The 17,327-nt window shown below is 69.2% G+C and carries 15 protein-coding genes; 1 reads left to right on the top strand and 14 read right to left on the bottom strand.

Features of this window, described 5'->3' with window-relative positions:
- Positions 1 to 12: 12 nt before the first annotated feature.
- The 12 genes from ACWA7K_RS11200 to ACWA7K_RS11145 all read right to left on the bottom strand — a co-directional run bounded on the left by ACWA7K_RS11200 (position 13) and on the right by ACWA7K_RS11145 (position 14,991).
- On the bottom strand, positions 13 to 852 hold the full coding sequence (locus tag ACWA7K_RS11200; protein WP_456168541.1) for an ABC transporter permease: 840 nt from the start codon (positions 850 to 852) through the stop codon (positions 13 to 15).
- Complete coding sequence (locus tag ACWA7K_RS11195; RefSeq protein WP_456168539.1) at positions 849 to 1,799, bottom strand: ABC transporter permease; 951 nt, start codon at positions 1,797 to 1,799, stop codon at positions 849 to 851. Before ACWA7K_RS11195 ends, ACWA7K_RS11200 begins: the two co-directional genes overlap by 4 nt.
- A gap of 13 nt (positions 1,800 to 1,812) precedes the next feature.
- Positions 1,813 to 2,913, bottom strand: a complete 1,101-nt coding sequence (locus tag ACWA7K_RS11190) for an ABC transporter ATP-binding protein (protein ID WP_456168537.1) — start codon at positions 2,911 to 2,913, stop codon at positions 1,813 to 1,815.
- 65 nt (positions 2,914 to 2,978) lie between these two features.
- On the bottom strand, positions 2,979 to 4,106 hold the full coding sequence (locus tag ACWA7K_RS11185; RefSeq protein ID WP_456168535.1) for a polyamine ABC transporter substrate-binding protein: 1,128 nt from the start codon (positions 4,104 to 4,106) through the stop codon (positions 2,979 to 2,981).
- A gap of 147 nt (positions 4,107 to 4,253) precedes the next feature.
- Positions 4,254 to 5,765, bottom strand: coding sequence for an aldehyde dehydrogenase (locus ACWA7K_RS11180; RefSeq protein ID WP_456168533.1), 1,512 nt, complete (start codon positions 5,763 to 5,765; stop codon positions 4,254 to 4,256).
- Between the two features lie 2 nt (positions 5,766 to 5,767).
- The gene (locus ACWA7K_RS11175; protein WP_456168531.1) at positions 5,768 to 7,180 is read right to left on the bottom strand and encodes a DUF3138 family protein; all 1,413 of its coding nucleotides are present in this window, start codon (positions 7,178 to 7,180) and stop codon (positions 5,768 to 5,770) included.
- Between the two features lie 15 nt (positions 7,181 to 7,195).
- Complete coding sequence (locus tag ACWA7K_RS11170) at positions 7,196 to 8,326, bottom strand: polyamine ABC transporter substrate-binding protein (protein ID WP_456168529.1); 1,131 nt, start codon at positions 8,324 to 8,326, stop codon at positions 7,196 to 7,198.
- Positions 8,327 to 8,484: 158 nt separating this feature from the next.
- Positions 8,485 to 9,882 (bottom strand): aspartate aminotransferase family protein, encoded by a 1,398-nt coding sequence (locus ACWA7K_RS11165; protein ID WP_456168527.1) that lies wholly within the window; start codon positions 9,880 to 9,882, stop codon positions 8,485 to 8,487.
- Between the two features lie 35 nt (positions 9,883 to 9,917).
- Complete coding sequence (locus ACWA7K_RS11160) at positions 9,918 to 11,285, bottom strand: glutamine synthetase family protein (RefSeq protein WP_456168525.1); 1,368 nt, start codon at positions 11,283 to 11,285, stop codon at positions 9,918 to 9,920.
- Positions 11,286 to 11,376: 91 nt separating this feature from the next.
- Complete coding sequence (locus ACWA7K_RS11155) at positions 11,377 to 12,183, bottom strand: gamma-glutamyl-gamma-aminobutyrate hydrolase family protein (protein ID WP_456168523.1); 807 nt, start codon at positions 12,181 to 12,183, stop codon at positions 11,377 to 11,379.
- A 145-nt stretch (positions 12,184 to 12,328) separates the two neighbouring features.
- Entirely contained in the window at positions 12,329 to 13,645 is a 1,317-nt protein-coding gene (locus ACWA7K_RS11150; RefSeq protein WP_456168521.1) for an NAD(P)/FAD-dependent oxidoreductase, read from the bottom strand.
- 17 nt (positions 13,646 to 13,662) lie between these two features.
- On the bottom strand, positions 13,663 to 14,991 hold the full coding sequence (locus ACWA7K_RS11145) for an aminotransferase class III-fold pyridoxal phosphate-dependent enzyme (RefSeq protein WP_456168519.1): 1,329 nt from the start codon (positions 14,989 to 14,991) through the stop codon (positions 13,663 to 13,665).
- A gap of 147 nt (positions 14,992 to 15,138) precedes the next feature.
- On the opposite strand from ACWA7K_RS11145, the gene ACWA7K_RS11140 reads away from it, so the two are divergent.
- The gene (locus ACWA7K_RS11140; protein ID WP_456168517.1) at positions 15,139 to 15,597 is read left to right on the top strand and encodes an Lrp/AsnC family transcriptional regulator; all 459 of its coding nucleotides are present in this window, start codon (positions 15,139 to 15,141) and stop codon (positions 15,595 to 15,597) included.
- Positions 15,598 to 15,613: 16 nt separating this feature from the next.
- Here ACWA7K_RS11140 and ACWA7K_RS11135 read toward each other — a convergent pair whose 3' ends face one another.
- Positions 15,614 to 16,144: a hemerythrin domain-containing protein gene (locus ACWA7K_RS11135; RefSeq protein ID WP_456168515.1), complete on the bottom strand. Its 531-nt coding sequence runs from the start codon at positions 16,142 to 16,144 to the stop codon at positions 15,614 to 15,616.
- A gap of 86 nt (positions 16,145 to 16,230) precedes the next feature.
- Positions 16,231 to 17,226, bottom strand: a complete 996-nt coding sequence (speB, locus tag ACWA7K_RS11130; protein WP_456168513.1) for an agmatinase — start codon at positions 17,224 to 17,226, stop codon at positions 16,231 to 16,233.
- Positions 17,227 to 17,327: the final 101 nt, after the last annotated feature.

Below are 17,327 nucleotides of genomic sequence, written 5' to 3'. Positions count from 1 at the left end.
AGCCGCGTGCGCTCAGCCCTTGAGCGCCGCCTGCTGTTCCTTGTAGAGGCGACGCTCGCGCGCCGCGATCATGTAGCTGGAGACGACCACGAAGACCGCGACGACCGCGATCACCACGGTCGCCAGCGCGTTCACCGTCGGGTCCAGGCCGAGCCGGGCGCGCGAGAAGATCACCAGCGGCAGCGTGGTCGATCCCGGGCCGGACAGGAAGGCCGACATCACCACGTCGTCCAGCGACAGCGTGAAGGTCAGCAGCCAGGCGGCCATCATGCTCTGGGCAATCATCGGCAGCGTGACCAGGAAGAAGACCTGCGCCGGGCGGGCGCCCAGGTCCTGGGCGGCTTCCTCGAACTGCGGATTCAGGTCGCGCAGGCGGGCAGCGATGACCACCGTCGCGTAGGCCATGCCGACCAGCAGGTGGCCGAGCCAGATCGTCATCAGGCCACGTTCGGGGAAGCCGAACACGCGCTGCACCGACACCAGCATCAGCAGCAGCGACAGGCCGACGATCACCTCGGGCATCACCAGCGGCGCGTTGACCATGCCGGCGAACAGCGTGCGGCCGCGGAACTTGCCGAAGCGCACCAGCGCGAAGGCGGCCAGCGTGCCAAGCACGACCGAGCCGGTGGCCGATCCGGCGGCGACCTGCAGGCTCAGCCACAGCGCGGCGCGGATGTCCTCGTCGCCGACCAGCTTCTCGTACCAGCGCAGCGAGAAGCCGCCCCAGACGTTGGGCACCGGCGACTCGGTGAAGCTGAAGACGACCAGCGAGACGATCGGCAGGTAGAGGAAGGCGAAGCCGGCGAACAGCCAGAGCCGGCTGACCCAGCGGGCGGTGGGCGTCGTGATCATCGCTTGTCAGCCTCGGTCTGGGCCCGGTTGAAGATCGCCAGCGGCACCAGGATCAGCATGATCATGACCACCGCGACGCTGGAGGCCATCGGCCAGTCGTTGTTGCTGAAGAACTCGTCCCACAGCACCCGGCCGATCATCAGCGTCTGCGGGCCGCCCAGCAGTTCGGGGATGACGTACTCGCCCACGCAGGGGATGAAGACCAGCATCGCGCCGGCCACGATGCCGCCGCGCGACAGCGGCACCGTCACGCGCCAGAAGGTCTGCCACGGCGTCGCGCCCAGGTCCTGCGCGGCTTCGAGCAGGCGGATGTCGAGCTTGGACAGCGTGCCGAACAGCGGCAGCACCATGAAGGGCAGGTAGGTGTAGACCATGCCGATGACCAGCGAGAACGGGCTGTACATGAACTGCCCCTCGGCCGGGATCGCCCCGATCGCGAACAGCAGCTTGTCGGCGTGGATCGCCTTCAGCGCCGTGCCGACCCAGCCGGTGTCGGCGTCGAGCAGGGCCTTCCAGGCATAGACGCGCAGCAGGAAGCTGGTCCAGAACGGCAGCATCACGCCCATCAGCAGCAGCGGCTGCAGCGCCGACGACGAACGCGCCATGAAGTAGGCGAAGGGGTAGCCGATCAGCAGGCAGAACAGCGTCGTGACGCCGGCATAGAGCAGCGACAGCCCGTAGGTCGACCAGTACAGGTCGTCGGTGAACAGCAGCTGGTAGTTGCCGAGCCGGATCGTCAGCGTGAGCTCGGTGTCGGTCCAGTGGAACAGGTCGCTGACCAGCGCGCCGTCCATCTGCGCCAGGCTGATGCGCAGCACGATCAGGAAGGGCAGCAGGAAGAAGACCAGCAGCCACAGGTAGGGCAGTCCCAGCACGCTGCCACGTCCGCCGAGCGAACGCAGCAGCGCGAGCAGGCGCTGCGGGAGGGGGGCGCGGGCGGCGGGCATCAGGGGGTCCCGCTCATTGGGTCAGCACGACCTGGGCGGTCGGCGACCAGTTGGCCCAGACCACGTCGCCCATGACGGGGTTGCCGCTGTGCAGGCGCTCCTCGTTCTCGACCATCACCTTCAGCGTGGCGCCGCTGGCGAGCTTCAGGTGGTAGAGCGTGTGGCTGCCGAAGTAGGACACCGCATGCACGGTGCCGCGCGTCTGGTTGTGCGGCTGGTCCAGCGGCTCGCGGGTGAGGTGGATCTTCTCGGGCCGCACCGCCACGGTGACGGGCATGCCCAGGTAGCCGGTGATGCCGTGGCCGACGTGGTGGACGACGTCCGGGCAGCCGATCTCGACGCGGTCGGGCTCGTCCAGCGTGATCGTGCCGTCCATCAGGTTGACGTTGCCGATGAAGTCGGCGACGAAGCGGGTGGTCGGTGTCTCGTAGATGTCGGCCGGGCCGCCGACCTGCAGGAAGCGGCCTTCGCTCATGACGGCCAGCCGCGAGGCCATCGTCATCGCCTCTTCCTGGTCGTGCGTGACCATGACGCAGGTCACGCCGACGCTGCGGATGATGTTGACCAGCTCGACCTGGGTCTGCTCGCGCAGCTTCTTGTCGAGCGCGCCCAGCGGTTCATCGAGCAGCAGCAGCTGCGGCTTCTTGGCCAGGCTGCGGGCCAGCGCGACCCGCTGCTGCTGGCCGCCCGACAGCTGGTGCGGCTTGCGCTTGCCGAACTTGCCGAGCTGGGTCAGGCGCAGCATCTCCTCGACCCGCTGCTCGACCTCTGCCTTGGGCAGGCCGTCGCGGCGCAGGCCGAAGGCGATGTTGTCCCACACCGTCAGGTGCGGAAACAGCGCATACGACTGGAACATCATGTTGACCGGCCGCCGGTAGGGCGGCAGGCCGGCCAAGTCCTGGCCGTTGAGCACGATGCGTCCGGAGGTCGGCGTCTCGAAGCCGGCCAGCATGCGCAGCAACGTGCTCTTGCCGCAGCCCGACGAGCCCAGCAGGGCGAAGATCTCGCCACGCGCGACGTCCAGGCTGACCTGGTCGACGGCACGGAAGTCACCGAAGTCCTTCACGACGGACTCGATCCGCAGGAAGGCGCTGTCGCCCGGGGCAGTGCTCATGAGGCTCCCTCTTGTCGATGGGGGCCGGTCGCGCGAGGCGGCGCGCCGGCCCGTCCAGGCTCAGCTCAGCGGCCGGCCTTGAAGTTGGTGAAGGTGCGGGTGATCAGCTTGCGCGTGGCGTTGTCGGGCGTGCCCGGCGGGATCATCGTGGCCAGCGCGGCTTCGCTCGGGAACACCGCCGGATCCTTGGCGATGGCCGGCTTCACGAAGGCCAGCGACGCCTTGTTCGGGTTCGCATAGAACACCGCGTTGGTCAGCGACGCATGCACCTCGGGGCGCAGGATGTAGTCGATGAACTTGTGCGCGTTGTCCGGATGCTTGGCGTCCTTCGGGATGGCCATGGTGTCGAAGAACAGCAGGCCGCCGGTCTTGGGCAGCAGCACTTCCAGCTGCTGCGGCTTCTTGGCCTTGGCCGACTTGTCCTTGGCGATCATGATGTCGCCCGACCAGCCCACCACCGCGCAGAGCTTGCCGGTGGCCATCTGGTCGATGTAGTCGGAGCCCGAACCGGCAAAGCGCGTCACGTAGGGACGGATCGCCTTGAGCATCTCGCCGGCCGCCTTGTAGTCCTCGGCGTTCTTGCTGTGCGGTTCCTTGCCGATGTACTTCAGCGCGAGCGGCAGGATTTCCGAGGCGGTGTCGAGGAAGGACACGCCGCAGCTCTTGAGCTTCTTGGCGTACTCGGGGTTGAAGACCAGGTCCCAGGCGTTGTCGGGCATCGGCATGTCGCCCAGGGCCTTCTTGACGCGCTCGGCGTTGATGCCCACGGTCGTGTAGCCCCAAAGCCAGTCGACGATGTGCTCGTTGCCCGGGTCCATCTTGGCCAGCTGGGCCTGGATCGCCGGGTCGAGGTTCTTCAGGTTGGGCAGCTTGCTCTTGTCGAGCGTCATCAGCAGGCCGGCCTCGATCTGCTGCTTGGCGAAGTGCGAGCCGGGCACCACGATGTCATAGCCCGACTTGCCCGCGACCAGCTTGGCGTGCAGCGCCTCGTTGCTGTCGAAGTTGTCGTAGCGGACCTTGATGCCGGTTTCCTTCTCGAAGTTCTTGATCGTGTCTTCGGCGATGTAGTCGGCCCAGTTGTAGATGTTCAGGACCTTCTCTTCCTGCGCGTGCGCGCCGAAGGAGGCGGCAACCGCGAGGGTCGCCAGGAGGGTCTTGAGCATCGACGCGGGGCGAGAGATCTTCGTGTTCATCAGGGCTCCTGCACGGGTGAGGTGTAAAGGGTCGGGTCTTCGAGACACTGCGTCGCAGCCCGGTTCCACCCGTCGGATCGGCGAGACCGGTGCGCTTTGCGGCGCGAATTATGGTGCAAGGATTTCACGCTTCGGATCGGTCGCGGGTCAGCCGTCGATGCGCAGCCAGGTGGTCTTCAGCTCGGTGTATTTCTCCAGCGCATGCAGCGACTTGTCGCGGCCGTTGCCGCTCTGGCGGACGCCGCCGAACGGCACCGTGATGTCGTCGTCGTCGTACTGGTTGACGTGCACCGTGCCGGCTCGCAAGGCACGTGCCACGCGATGCGCGCGGTTGATGTCGTGGCTCCAGACGCTGGCCTGCAGGCCGTAGTCGGTGCCGTTGGCGAGCGCGACGGCCTCGGCCTCGTCGGAGAAGCGCATCACCGACAGCACCGGGCCGAAGATCTCCTCGCGGGCGATCCGCATCTGCGGCGTGACGCCGTCGAACAGCGTCGGCTCGACATAAGGCCCGCCGCTGCCGGTGCGGGCCTGTTCGCCGCCGCTGATGCAGCGTGCGCCCTCGGCGCGGCCGGACTCGATGTAGCCCAGCACCGTGCGCAGCTGGCCGTCGTCGACCAGCGCGCCCATCACGGTCGCGGCATCGAGCGGGTCGCCGGGGCGGTACTTCGGCGCTTCCTCGGCCAGCACGGCGACGACCTCGTCGGCGATCGACTCGTGGACCAGCAGCCGCGACGGCGCGTTGCACGACTCGCCCTGGTTGAAGTACATCGCGCCGGCGACGGTGCGGGCGGCCTGCGCCGGGTCGCGGTGGTCGGGGAAGACCAGCACGGCCGACTTGCCGCCCAGCTCGTTCCAGACCCGCTTGAGGTTCGAGCGCGAGGCGTAGTCCAGCATGCGACGGCCGGTGCGGGTCGAGCCGGTGAAGCCGATCGCGTCGACGTCCATGTGCAGCGCCAGCGCCTCGCCGGCCTCGTGGCCGTAGCCCGGCACGACGTTGAAGACACCCGGCGGGATGCCGGCCTGCAGCGCGAGTTCGGCCAGCTTCAGCGCCGTCAGCGGCGACTTCTCGCTGGGCTTCATGACGACCGAGTTGCCCGTGGCCAGCGCCGGCCCGAGCTTCCAGGCCGCCATGATCATCGGGTAGTTCCACGGCACGATGCAGCCGATCACGCCCATCGCCTCGCGGGTGATCAGGGCCAGCGCGCCCGGGCCGGTCGGGGCGATCTCGTCGTAGACCTTGTCGATCGCCTCGCCGTACCAGGCGATGGTGCGGGCGGTCGCGGCCACGTCCACGCTCAGCGCGTAGCGGATCGGCTTGCCCATGTCGAGCGTCTCCAGCAGCGCGAGCTCGTCGCGTGCGGCGCTGATCAGCTCGGACCAGCGCTGCAGCACGCGCTTGCGCGCGGCCGGTGGCTGGCGCGACCAGCGGCCGTCCTCGAAGGCCGCGCGGGCCGACCGCACCGCGCGGTCGACGTCGGCGGCCTCGCCGCGCGCCACCGCCGCCAGCAGCCGGCCGTCGACCGGCGAGCGCTTGTCGAAGGTCGCGCCGGAGACGGCGTCGACACGCTCGCCGCCGATCCAGGCCCGACCGTCGATGACCAGCTCGCGGGCACGGGCGTGCCAGTCGGGGCTGCTGCCGGGGGTGGTGGCGCCGGCCATGCTCAGAAGCTCACGACCAGCGAGGTCGCGAGCAGCTGGTTGGACTTGGCGGCCACGCCGGTCTTGACGTCGGCGAACACCGCACGGTCGGCACCGTCGAAGCGCACCTCGGTCTTGAACACCACGGTCGGGTCGATCGCGTAGTTCAGGCCGAAGGTCAGCGCATAGCGGTTGGCGCCGGTCTCGGTGTCGATGCCGTCGTTGCCGATGCCGTTGCGATCGTTGTTGGTCGCATAGGTCAGCAGGCCGCCGCCGTTCTTGCGGTTGTGGATGTAGTCGCCCCGCACGATGCCCTCGACCCGCTGGCTGAACTTGTAGGACGCCAGCGCCGACAGGCCCCACCACTGGGCCTCGCGCAGGTCGGCCGGGTCGAGCGTGGTCGTGCCCGCGGCCGTCGAGATGGCCGCCCTGGCCTGGCGGCCGACCGAGAACTGGCCGTTGAAGTTCCAGTCGCCGCGCGTGTAGAAGGCGTCGATCTCGAACAGGTCGACGCGCGAGTCGGGCTGGGTGACCACCGCACCGGTGCCGTCGACGACGTTCTCGGTGAAGTTGGCCGCCGTGCCGTGCACGCCCGCGAAGCCGACGCCGAAGTATTCGGTCGCGGCGTAGTCGGCCCGGTAGGTCAGCACCGGCGCCTTGTTGCCGGCCGAACGCTTCGAGGTGTTCATGTTGGCCAGCATGGCCTTGGTGATCCACTTGCCGCTGGTGACCTGCATGCCCGCGCCGGTGTAGGCGGTCGGCAGCGTCAGGTCGAACAGCAGGTTGTGCGTGATCAGCTTGTTCAGCGTCGGCTGGGCGTATTCGTAGCCGGACCAGTCGGGCACGTGGCCGGCGATCAGCAGCGTGGCCGGATCACCCAGCGGCACCTGCACCGAGGCTTCCTGGACGATGCGGTTGCCGCCGGTCATGACCGACTCGGTGCCGCGATTCGGCACCAGCGTCAGGTGGTACTTGGTGCCGCTGTCGGTCTCCTTGAGGATGTCCAGCGCGACGCTGCCGAAGTACGAGTTGTCGTAGGCATAGGTGTCGTCGCCGACGCCGTTGAGGAACTGGAATCCGGCCGTGTTCTGGCGCTTGTTGACGATGTAGGTCGGGTCCATGTAGCCCGAGACCTTCAGGCCCTTGAAGCCCATCGCGTCGCGGTTGTCCTCCAGGGCCTCGGCCTTGGTGGCGATGCGCGCGAACTCCTGCGACTGCTCGGGCGTCATGCCCCACTGGCCGGCTGCAGGCGCCGCCGGCCTGGCCGACTGCAGCTGCTGTTCGAGCTGGTTGACGCGGTCCTTCAGCGCGCGCAGCTCGCGCAGCAGTTCCTCGTTGGACTGGGCGGCGGCGGGCAGCGCCAGCGCCAGCAGCGCGGCGGCGGCGACGGTCGACAGGACCGGGGCGAGCGAGGTCTGGATGCGGGTGTCTTGCATGTCGTTCTCCCGTGTTCAGAGGCCGGTCTTGAAGCCGGTGTAGGTGCGCGTCATCAGTCGGCGCAGGTCGTTGTTCAGGGCACCGGGCGGCTTCATCCGGGCCATGTCGGCGGCCGACAGGAAGACCGTCGGGTTGTTGGCCACCTCGGGCTTGACGAACTTGATCGATTCCTTGTTCGGGTTGGCGTAGAAGACCTTGTTGCTCAGGCCGGCATGCACTTCCGGACGCAGGATGTAGTTGATGAACTTGTGCGCGTTGCCGGGGTGCGTGGCGTCGTTGGGGATGACCATCGAGTCGAAGAACAGCAGCCCGCCGGTGACGGGGATCAGCGCCTGCAGGTTCTGGCCGGTCTTGCCGTCGATGGCGCGCTGGCGGGCGATGTTGATGTCGCCGGACCAGCCCAGCGCGACGCAGATGCCGCCGGCCGCCATGTCGTTGATGTAGCCCGACGAGCTGAACAGCGTCACGTAGGGCCGCACGCTCTTGAGCAGCGCCGCCGCCTGGGTGTAGTCGGCCGGCGTCTTGCTGAAGGACGGCTTGCCCAGGTAGTGCAGCGCGGCCGGCACGACCTCGGTGGCCGAGTCCAGGAAGGACACGCCGCAGCTCTTGAGCTTGCTGATGTACTCGGGCTTGAAGACCAGGTCCCAGACGTTCTCGGGCATCGGCATGCCGCCGAGCGCGGCCTTGACCTTCTCGACGTTGATGCCGACGGTCGTGAAGCCCCACAGCCAGTTGACCATGTGCTCGTTGCCCGGGTCCATGGTCGCGAGCTGCGCCTGCACCGCCGGGTCGAGGTTCTTCAGGTTGGGGATCTGCGCCTTGTCGAGCTTGCGGATCAGGCCCGCGTCGATCTGCAGCTTGGCCCAGTTCGACGACGGCACGACGATGTCGTAGCCGGTCTTGCCGGCCACCAGCTTGGCGTGGACGATCTCGTTGTTGTCGAAGTTGTCGTAGCGCACGCGGATGCCGGTCTCCTTCTCGAAGTTCCGGATCGTGTCCTCGGCGATGTAGTCCGACCAGTTGTAGATGTTGAGGACCTTCTCCTCTTCCTGGGCCTGGACGGCGGCAGGGCCGAGGGCACAGGCCGCGAGTGCGGCCAGCGCCCAGCGGCGGACGGTATGACGGGGGTTCTGCAAGTTGGGCATGAGAGCGGCTCCTGGTTCTCGTGGATCGACGACAGGTTTCCTCGGTGCGTCGAGCCGGTCTGCGCCGGCTGCGGCACGCCACTCGGGTTGCAAGATCGGCACCAGCCTGGCGCCGATCCGGCTCCCTCCCGGGTGTTGGGTGGGCAGTGCGGCGCTGATCAGGTCAGCCCGCGCGCCTTCAGTTCTTGCCAGGTCAGGTCGAGACAGTGGCGGATCAGCCCCATCAGCTCGTCGACCTGGTCGCGTGTCAGGACCAGCGGCGGCGCGATGATCATGCGGTCGCCGACCGCGCGCATCACCAGGCCGTTGGCGAAGCAGTGGGCCCGGCACATCATGCCGACCTCCAGTGCCGGATCGAACAGCACCGGGCCTTCGGCGCCACCCTTGGCCTTGGCCAGCAGCATCGCGCCCATCAGGCCGCAGGTCTGCGTGTCGCCGATCAGCGGGTGCTCGCGCAGGGCCTCGAACTGCTGCGCCAGGTAGGGGCCGGTCTCGTCGCGCACCCGCTCGACCAGGCGCTGCTCGCGGATCAGCCGGATGTTGGCCAGCGCCACCGCGCAGGCCACCGGATGGCCCGAGTAGGTGTAGCCGTGCTCGAACTCGCCGCCCTGCTCGATCAGCGCCTTGGCGACCCGTTCGCCGACCAGCACGCCGCCGAGCGGCACGTAGCCGCTGGTGACGCCCTTGGCGAAGGTGATCAGGTCCGGCCGGCTGCCGACCGTCTGGCAGCCGAACCAGTTGCCGGTGCGGCCGAAGCCGCAGATGACCTCGTCGCTGACCAGCAGGATGCCGTACTGGTCGCAGATGCGCTGGATCTCGGGCCAGTAGGTCTCGGGCGGCACGATGACGCCGCCGGCGCCCTGGATCGGCTCGCCGATGAAGGCGGCCACGCGCTCGGGACCGACCGCCAGGATCCTGGCCTCCAGCCAGCTTGCGGCGAGCTTGCCGAAGGCGGCCCGGTCCATGCCCCGGCCGTGTTCGATCCAGTAGGGCTGGTCGATGTGGGTGATGCCGGGGATCGGCAGGCCGCCCTGGGCATGCATGTACTTCATGCCGCCGAGCGAGGCGCCCGCCATCGTCGAGCCGTGATAGGCGTTCCAGCGGCTGATGATGACGTCGCGGCCGGGCTGGCCCTGCAGCTCCCAGTAGCGCCGCACCATGCGCACGACGGTGTCGTTGCCTTCCGAGCCGGAGCCCGAGAAGAAGACGTGCTGGAAGCCCGGCGGCGCGATCTCGGCCAGCAGCTCGGCCAGCTCGACCGCCGGCTGCGTGGTGGTCTGGAAGAAGGCGTTGTAGAAGGCCAGCTGCTGCATCTGCCGGGTCGCGGCGTCGACCAGGGCCTGCTGGCCGTAGCCGACGTTGACGCACCACAGGCCGCTCATCGCGTCGAACAGCCGGTGGCCGTCGCTGTCGCGCAGGTAGACGTTCTCGCCGTGCGTGATGACGCGCGAGCCCTTGCGGGCCAGCGCCTGGAAGTCGGTGAAGGGATGCAGGAAATGCGCCGCATCGGCGGCCTGCCATTCGGCCGTGGTCCGGGTCGTCTGAGTCGTGTTCATCGGGTTTCTCCTGAAGGTGGGTGCATCGCGGGGGGTCAGACGTGCAGCAGCAGGTGCTCGCGTTCCCACGGTGAGATGACCTTCATGAACTCGGCGTATTCGATCTCCTTGACCTCGGTGTAGACGGTGACGAACTCCTGGCCCAGCACGTCGGCCAGGTCCTTCTCGTGGCGCAGCAGCTCCAGCGCCTCGCCCAGGCTGCGCGGCAGCTGGAAGTCGCCCAGGTAGGCGTCGCCCTTGCATTCGGGCGTCGGCTCGATGCGGTTCTTGATGCCCAGGTAGCCGCAGGCCAGCGTGGCGGCCAGCGCGACATAGGGGTTGGCATCGGCGCCGATGACGCGGTTCTCGATCCGCCGCGCGGCCGGTCCGGCGACCGGGCTGCGGATGCCGACGGTGCGGTTGTCGGTGCCCCACTGGATGTTGATCGGCGCGGCCGTGAAGCGCGACAGCCGGCGGTAGCTGTTGACGTAGGGCGCGAACAGCGCCATCGCCGCCGGGATGTACTTCTGCAGCCCGCCGATGTACCAGTAGAACTCGCGGCTCGGGCTGCCGTCCTCGTTGCTGAACAGGTTGCGGCCGTTGGCCTGGTTGACGATCGACTGGTGCACGTGCATCGCGCTGCCCGGCTCACCGGCGATCGGCTTGGCCATGAAGGTGGCGAACATGTCGTGCCGCATCGCGGCCTCGCGCACGGTGCGCTTGAAGAAGAACACCTCGTCGGCCAGCCCGAGCGGGTGGTCGTGGAAGAAGTTGATCTCCATCTGGCCGGCACCGACCTCGTGGATCAGCGTGTCGACGTTCAGCTCCATCTGCTCGCAGTAGGAGTAGACGTCCTCGAACAGCGGATCGAACTCGTTGACCGCGTCGATCGAATAGGCCTGGCGCGAGGTCTCGGCCCGGCCGCTGCGGCCCTTGGGCGGCTTCAGCGGGATGTCCGGATCGGTGTTGCGCGCGACCAGGTAGAACTCCAGCTCGGGCGCGACGACCGGGTTCCAGCCCTCGGCCTCGTAGAGCTCGCAGATGCGCCGCAGCACCGAGCGCGGCGCGAACGGCACGATGCGGCCTTCCTTGTCGTAGCAGTCGTGGATGACCTGCGCGGTCGGGTCGGTCGCCCACGGCACGATGCGCACGGTGCGCGGATCGGGGCGCAGGTGCATGTCGCGGTCGGTGGGGTTGATGACGTCGTAGTACGGCCCTTCTTCAGGGAACTCGCCGGTGACGCCCATCGCGACGACCGCCTCGGGCAGGCGCATGCCGCGGTCTTCGGTGAACTTCTCTCGCGGCAGGATCTTGCCGCGCGCCACGCCGGTCAGGTCCGGCACCAGGCATTCGATTTCGGTGACGCGACGCTCGTTGAGCCAGTTCTCGAGTTCGCTGAAGGTGAAGTTGTCTCTCGTGACCATGTGGATTCCCGTTGCGCGTCGCATTTGCTGCCAGGCCTTCGAAGGCCCGTGCGCCGAGGCTGCGACGCCATCACCCGTCCGGAAGGACAGGTCAACGGCTCGGTGGGCGATGCAGGTCGCGGTAGTCCTGACAGGCGGCACCGAAGGCCTGCAGCAACTGGAGGGAAACGGGGTTGTCGGCGGCGCGCCATTCGGGGTGCCATTGCACGCCGAGCAGGAAGCCGGCATCGCCCTCGCGGGTGAAGGCCTCGACCAGGCCGTCGGGCGCGCGGGCCTCGACGCGCAGGCCGTCGGCCAGGCGCTTGACGCCCTGGCCGTGCACGCTGTTGACGGTGATGTCACCGCCATCGGCGACGTCGCCCAGCAGGCGTTCGAGCAGGCCGCCGGCACACAGGCGGACCGGGTGCGACGGGCCGTACTGGACCTCGACCGGCGCATCGCCCGGCGCGCGGTGGTCGTGCTGGCCGGGCACTTCCTGCACGGCCTGGTGCAGGCTGCCACCGAGCGCGACGTTGACTTCCTGGAAGCCGCGGCAGATCGCGAACAGCGGCATGCCGCGCGCCAGCACCTTCGGGATCAGCGGCAGCGTCCAGTCGTCGCGCGCCGGGTCCAGCGGCAGGCTGGTGTCGTGTACCGGTTCGCCGAAATGGCTGGGGTGGACGTTGGACGGCGAGCCGGTCAGCAGCACGCCGTCGGCCAGGTCGAGCAGGGCATCGAGCTGGTCGGCCGTCACCGAGGGCACGACCAGCGGCAGGGCACCGGCCAGCCTGACGGCATCGACGTATTTCTGCCCGGCGACATGGAAGGGATGCGCACCGATCATGCGGTTGCAGGCCGGGACCAGCACGACCGGCTGGCGGGAGGCAGCGTGCGCGCGAGGCGCTGGAGAGGGGCTCATTGGGCTTGCTGCGACCGGCTTGTTGAGCCGGTGCACTGGGCTTGCTGATGTGGGATCAGTCGGTTGATCGGAAGGTCATGTGGACTGTTGCATCGAGTGTGCCAGACGCCTTTCGCGGGTGTCATCGGGCTTGTCCGGAGACTCATCAAAGCAGGTCCAGCAACCGGAACCAGGCCATCGCCAGCACCAAGGAGGGCATGCGCAGCAGCGGCCCGCCGGGGAAGGGCCGGTGCTTCAGCCGCGCGAACACGTCGAAGCGCGAGGCGTCGCCGCTGATGGCCTGCGCGACCAGCTGGCCGGCCAGCCCGGTCAGCGCCAGGCCGTGGCCCGAGAAACCCTGCAGGTAGTAGACGTTCGAGGCGGCCTGTCCGGGCTCAGCCGCGAGCCGGCCGAAATCGGGCGCGCGGTTCAGGCTGATGTCGACGAAGCCGCCCCAGGCGTGTGCGATGCGCACGTCAGCGAGCGCCGGAAAGGTGCGCACCATGCGCGCCTTCATCGCCTCGGCCAGCCGTGGCGGCGTGACCATGCTGTAGCTGACCCGGCCGCCGTAGAGGATGCGGCGGTCGGCGGTCGGCCGGAAGTAGTCGAGCACGAAGTTGCTGTCGCAGACCGCCGTGCCGCGCGGCAGCAGCGCGTCGAGCTGCGCCTGCGGCAGCGGCTCGGTGCAGACGATGTAGGTGCCGACCGGCATGATCCGGCCCTCCAGCTCGGGCGCCAGGCCCTGCTGGTAGACATTGCCGGCCAGCAGCACCTGATCGGCCACCACGCGGCCCTGGGCGGTGTGCAGCGTCGCCGGCGCGCCGCGTTCCAGCCGGCTCACCGGCGTGTTCTCGAAGATCCGAACCCCCGCCCGCGCGGCCGCCCGGGCCAGGCCCAGCGCGTACTTCAGCGGGTGCAGGTGACCCGAGTCGGGGTCGTGCAGGCCGCTGTGGAAACGCGGGCTGCGGATGAAGTCGCCGAGCCGGTCTGGCGCCAGCCATTCGAAGCGATGCCCGTAGACATCGGCCATCCGCCCGGTCCAGGCCTTCAGGTCGCGGGCCTTGCGTGCGCTGGTCGCCACGCCCAGGTAGCCGCTGCGCCAGTCGCAGTCGATGCCGTGGCGGCGGCTCTGTTCGCGGATCCGGCCGACGGCCTCCAGCGACATCGCCCAGACCTGCCGTGCGGCGTCCAGGCCGAGCTGCTGCTCGATCACCGTCTGGTCGCAGGCCAGACCGTGGATGGCCTGGCCGCCGTTGCGGCCCGACGCGCCCCAGCCGACCTGACGCGCCTCCAGCAGCACGACCTGATGGCCGCGTTCGGCCAGCTCCAGCGCGGCCGACAGGCCGGCCAGGCCGCCGCCGACCACCGCGACGTCGCAGCGCAGGTCGGCGGCCAGGGCCGGCCAGTGCTGGTCGCGTGTCGCCGTGGCGGCGTAGTAGGAGTCGCGCGACAGGTCGCGGTCGATGTTCAGCAGGCGGCCCATCGGCTCGCCCCGGCGTGTCAGGCGACCCGGCGCAGCGCGGCGCCGAGGGTTTCGACGATCTGGCCGATGTGCTGCTTCTCGATGATCAGCGGCGGCGACAGCGCGATCGTGTCGCCGGTGGTGCGGATCAGCAGGCCACGCTCGAAGCAGTCCAGGAAGACATCGAAGGCGCGCTTGCCCGGTTCGCCCGGACGCGGCGCCAGCTCGATGCCGCCGACCAGGCCGATGGTGCGGATGTCGATCACGTTGGGCGCATCGCGCAGCGTGAACAGCGCGTCGGCGAAGGTCGGCTGCATCTCGGCCGCGCGGGTCAGCAGGCCCTCCTCGGCATAGGTGTCCAGCGTGGCCAGGCCGGCCGCGCAGGCCAGCGGGTGGGCCGAGTAGGTGTAGCCGTGGAACAGCTCGATGACGTGCTCCGGCCCGCTCATGAAGGTGTCGTGGATCTTCTGGCTGGCCAGCACCGCGCCCATCGGCACGCAGCCGTTGGTGATGCCCTTGGCCAGCGTCATCAGGTCGGGCGTGACGCCGAAGGTCTGGGCGCCGAACGGCGAGCCGGTGCGGCCGAAGCCGGTGATGACCTCGTCGAAGATCAGCAGGATGCCGTGCTTGTCGCAGAGTTCGCGCAGGCGCTGCAGGTAGCCCACCGGCGGGATCAGCACGCCGGTCGAACCGGCCACCGGTTCGACGATGACGGCGGCGATGGTCGACGCGTCATGCAGCGCGACCAGGCGCTCGATGTCGTCGGCCAGGTCGGCACCGTGGGCCGGCTGGCCGCGGCTGAAGGCGTTGCGTGCCGGGTCGTGGGTGTGGCGGATGTGGTCGACGCCGGCCAGCAGGCTGCCGAACATCTTGCGGTTGGCGACCATGCCGCCGACCGAGATGCCGCCGAAGTTGACACCGTGGTAGCCGCGCTCGCGGCCGATCAGCCGGGTCCGCGAGGCCTCGCCGCGCGAGCGGTGGTAGGCCAGGGCGATCTTCAAGGCGGTGTCGACCGACTCGGAGCCCGAGTTGGTGAAGAAGACCCGGTTCAGCCCGGCCGGCGCCAGCGCCGCCACCCGTTCGGCCAGCTCGAAGGCCTTCGGATGGCCCATCTGGAAGGGCGGTGCGTAGTCCATCTCGGCGGCCTGTTCGGCAATCGCGCGGGAGATGCGCGAGCGGCCGTGGCCGGCGTTGACGCACCACAGGCCGGCGACGCCGTCGAGGATCTGGCGGCCGTCCGCCGTCCAGTAGTGCATGCCTTCGGCGCGGGCCAGCAGGCGCGGGTTCTTCTTGAACTGGCGGTTGGCCGTGAACGGCATCCAGTAGGCGTCCATCGCCGGCAGGTCGGTGTGCGGGTGCTGCGTCATGAGTGTGGCTCCGTGAGGATCGGGCCAGTCTAGGCAAGAGCCGCCGCAAGCGGGTTGCGTTGTGCGACCGGGCTGGCCCGGCCTTCAGGCATGACGTTGCGTGATCTGGCTTGACGGCGCAATAAGATCGCGTCCATGAGCTCAAACGTGCAACTCGACCCCACCGATCGCGCCATTCTTCGCCACTTGCAGCGTGATGCGCGCATGACCAATGTGGAGCTGGCCGAGCGGGTCCACCTGTCGCCGTCGGCCTGTCTGCGGCGGGTCCGGCGACTGGAGGAGACCGGCGTCATCGCCCAGGTCGTGGCGCTGCTCGACCCGCGTGCGGTCGGGCAGTCGGGCACCTCGTTCACGATCGTCAACGTCGAGCGCACCTCGATGGAGACGCTCAAGCGCTTCGAGGAAGCGGTGCGGCAGGAGCCGACCATCCTCGACTGCTACTACGTCGCCGGCAGCAACGACTACCTGATCCGCTACACCTACCAGGACGCGCAGGACCTCGAGCGCTTCCACGCCGAGGTGCTCGGCCGCCTGCCCGGCGTCGTGCGCTCGAACTCGATGCTGGTGCTGCGCACCGTCAAGAAGACGACGGCGCTGGAGGTCTGATCAGGCCGGGCCAGGGTCAGCCGGCCAGCAGCCGCGAGGCGACGGCGGCGGCCAGTTCGGCCTCGCGGCGCCGGGCTTCCGGATAGGCCAACGTCTCCTCGACGCGGATGTGGTCGTGGTACAGCGCGTTGAACAGCGCCACCGACTCGCGCAGCAGGTCCATGTCTCCGCCGACCAGGCCGTCGGCGATGGCCGACACGTTGGGCGCCAGCTCCAGCCAGTTCTGTTCGAGCCAGCCGTGGTCCTGCACCAGGCGTTCGATCTGGCCGCGCAGGCGCTCGTCGGCGCTGGCGAGCAGGCCGGGGAACACGTGCAGTTCCTCCAGCGCGTGGTGCTGGCGCGCGTGTTCGCCGAAGAAGGCGTGGACCTCGCGGGCCAGCGCGCGGATCTCGGTCTCGGGCAGGCCCAGGTCCGGGTCGACCAGGCGGTCCAGCCGGGCCAGCATCAGCACCATCTGGCGATGCTCGTCATCGAGCACCTCCAGCGGCGTCAGCGGCACGATATCGACGGGACGGTCTTGGGGAGTGCGCGGGGTCGGGCGGTTCATGGCGGGTTCCGGTCTGGGCTGGAAGGGGATGCAGCCATTGTTCGGAGCCCGCGCGGGGGCGGCTTGCGCGGCGTCAAGCCGTGGCGTCAATCCGTCCCCGGGGCGGACGCGGCCTGCTGCGCGTCGTGGTGCAGGCGCCCGCACAGATAGGTCCAGACGAAGGTCGCCGCCGCCAGGCTGGTCAGCTCGGCGTGGTCGTAGACCGGCGCGACTTCGACGCAGTCCATGCCGACCCAGGGCTGGTCGGCCAGCGATTCCAGCAGCGTCATCACCTGGCTGCTGGTCAGGCCGCCGGGTTCGGGCGTGCCGGTGCCGGGCGCGAAGGCGGGGTCCAGGCAGTCGATGTCCAGGCTCAGGTAGAGCGGTGGCAGGCCACGTTCATGCCAGCGCTGGCGGATGGCGGCCAGCACCGGCGACAGGCCGGCGCCGTCCAGGCCGCGCAGTTCGCGGGCGGTGAAGATCTGGCCGCCGCAGCTGCGCACGTACTCGCGCGCCTCCCGGGTGCCGGCCGAGCGGATGCCGATCTGGACGCAGGCGGCCGGGTCGACCAGGCCTTCGCGGATCGCCTCGTAGACCCAGGTGCCGTGGCCGCTGGGTTCGCCGAAGTGGTCGGTCCAGGTGTCGCAGTGGGCATCGAAGTGCAGCAGCCCGAGCGGGCGGCCCAGCCAGGCCCGGTAGGCGCGCAGCAGCGACAGCGTCACCGAGTGGTCGCCGCCCAGCCAGGCCATGTGGCGCTGGCGGATCAGCAGCGCGGCCTGCAGCTCCAGCGCGTCGCGCATCGACTGCAGCGAGGTGTTGGGCAGCGCCAGGTCGCCGTGGTCGACGAGGGCCGGCGGGCTCATGCCCGGCTCGCCCAGCGGGCTGTTGTCGAACAGCGGGTGGATGCCGTCGCACAGCATGTGGCTGGCGACGCGGATCGCGCGCGGCCCGAAGCGCGCGCCCGGACGGTTGGTGACGGCGCCGTCCCAGGTGATGCCGGCGATGCCGTAGGCGGCTTCGGGCGCGGGGTCGGCCGCACCGAGCGGCGCGGCGGCGGGCGCCTTCAGGAAGGTGTCGTTGCTGAGATAGGCGAAGGCGGTCATGGCGGACGGCGGCGCGGTCAGGGCGCTTGGGATGTCAGTCGGCGAGGGCGGCAGGATCGCACGGGCCGGCATTTCGTTCTGATGAATCGCGTTTCCGCATC

Source organism: Leptothrix mechoopdaensis (SeqCode), assembly GCF_053893855.1.
The sequence above is the reverse complement of the archived record's forward strand: the minus strand, read 5'-3'. Positions and strand labels throughout refer to the sequence as shown.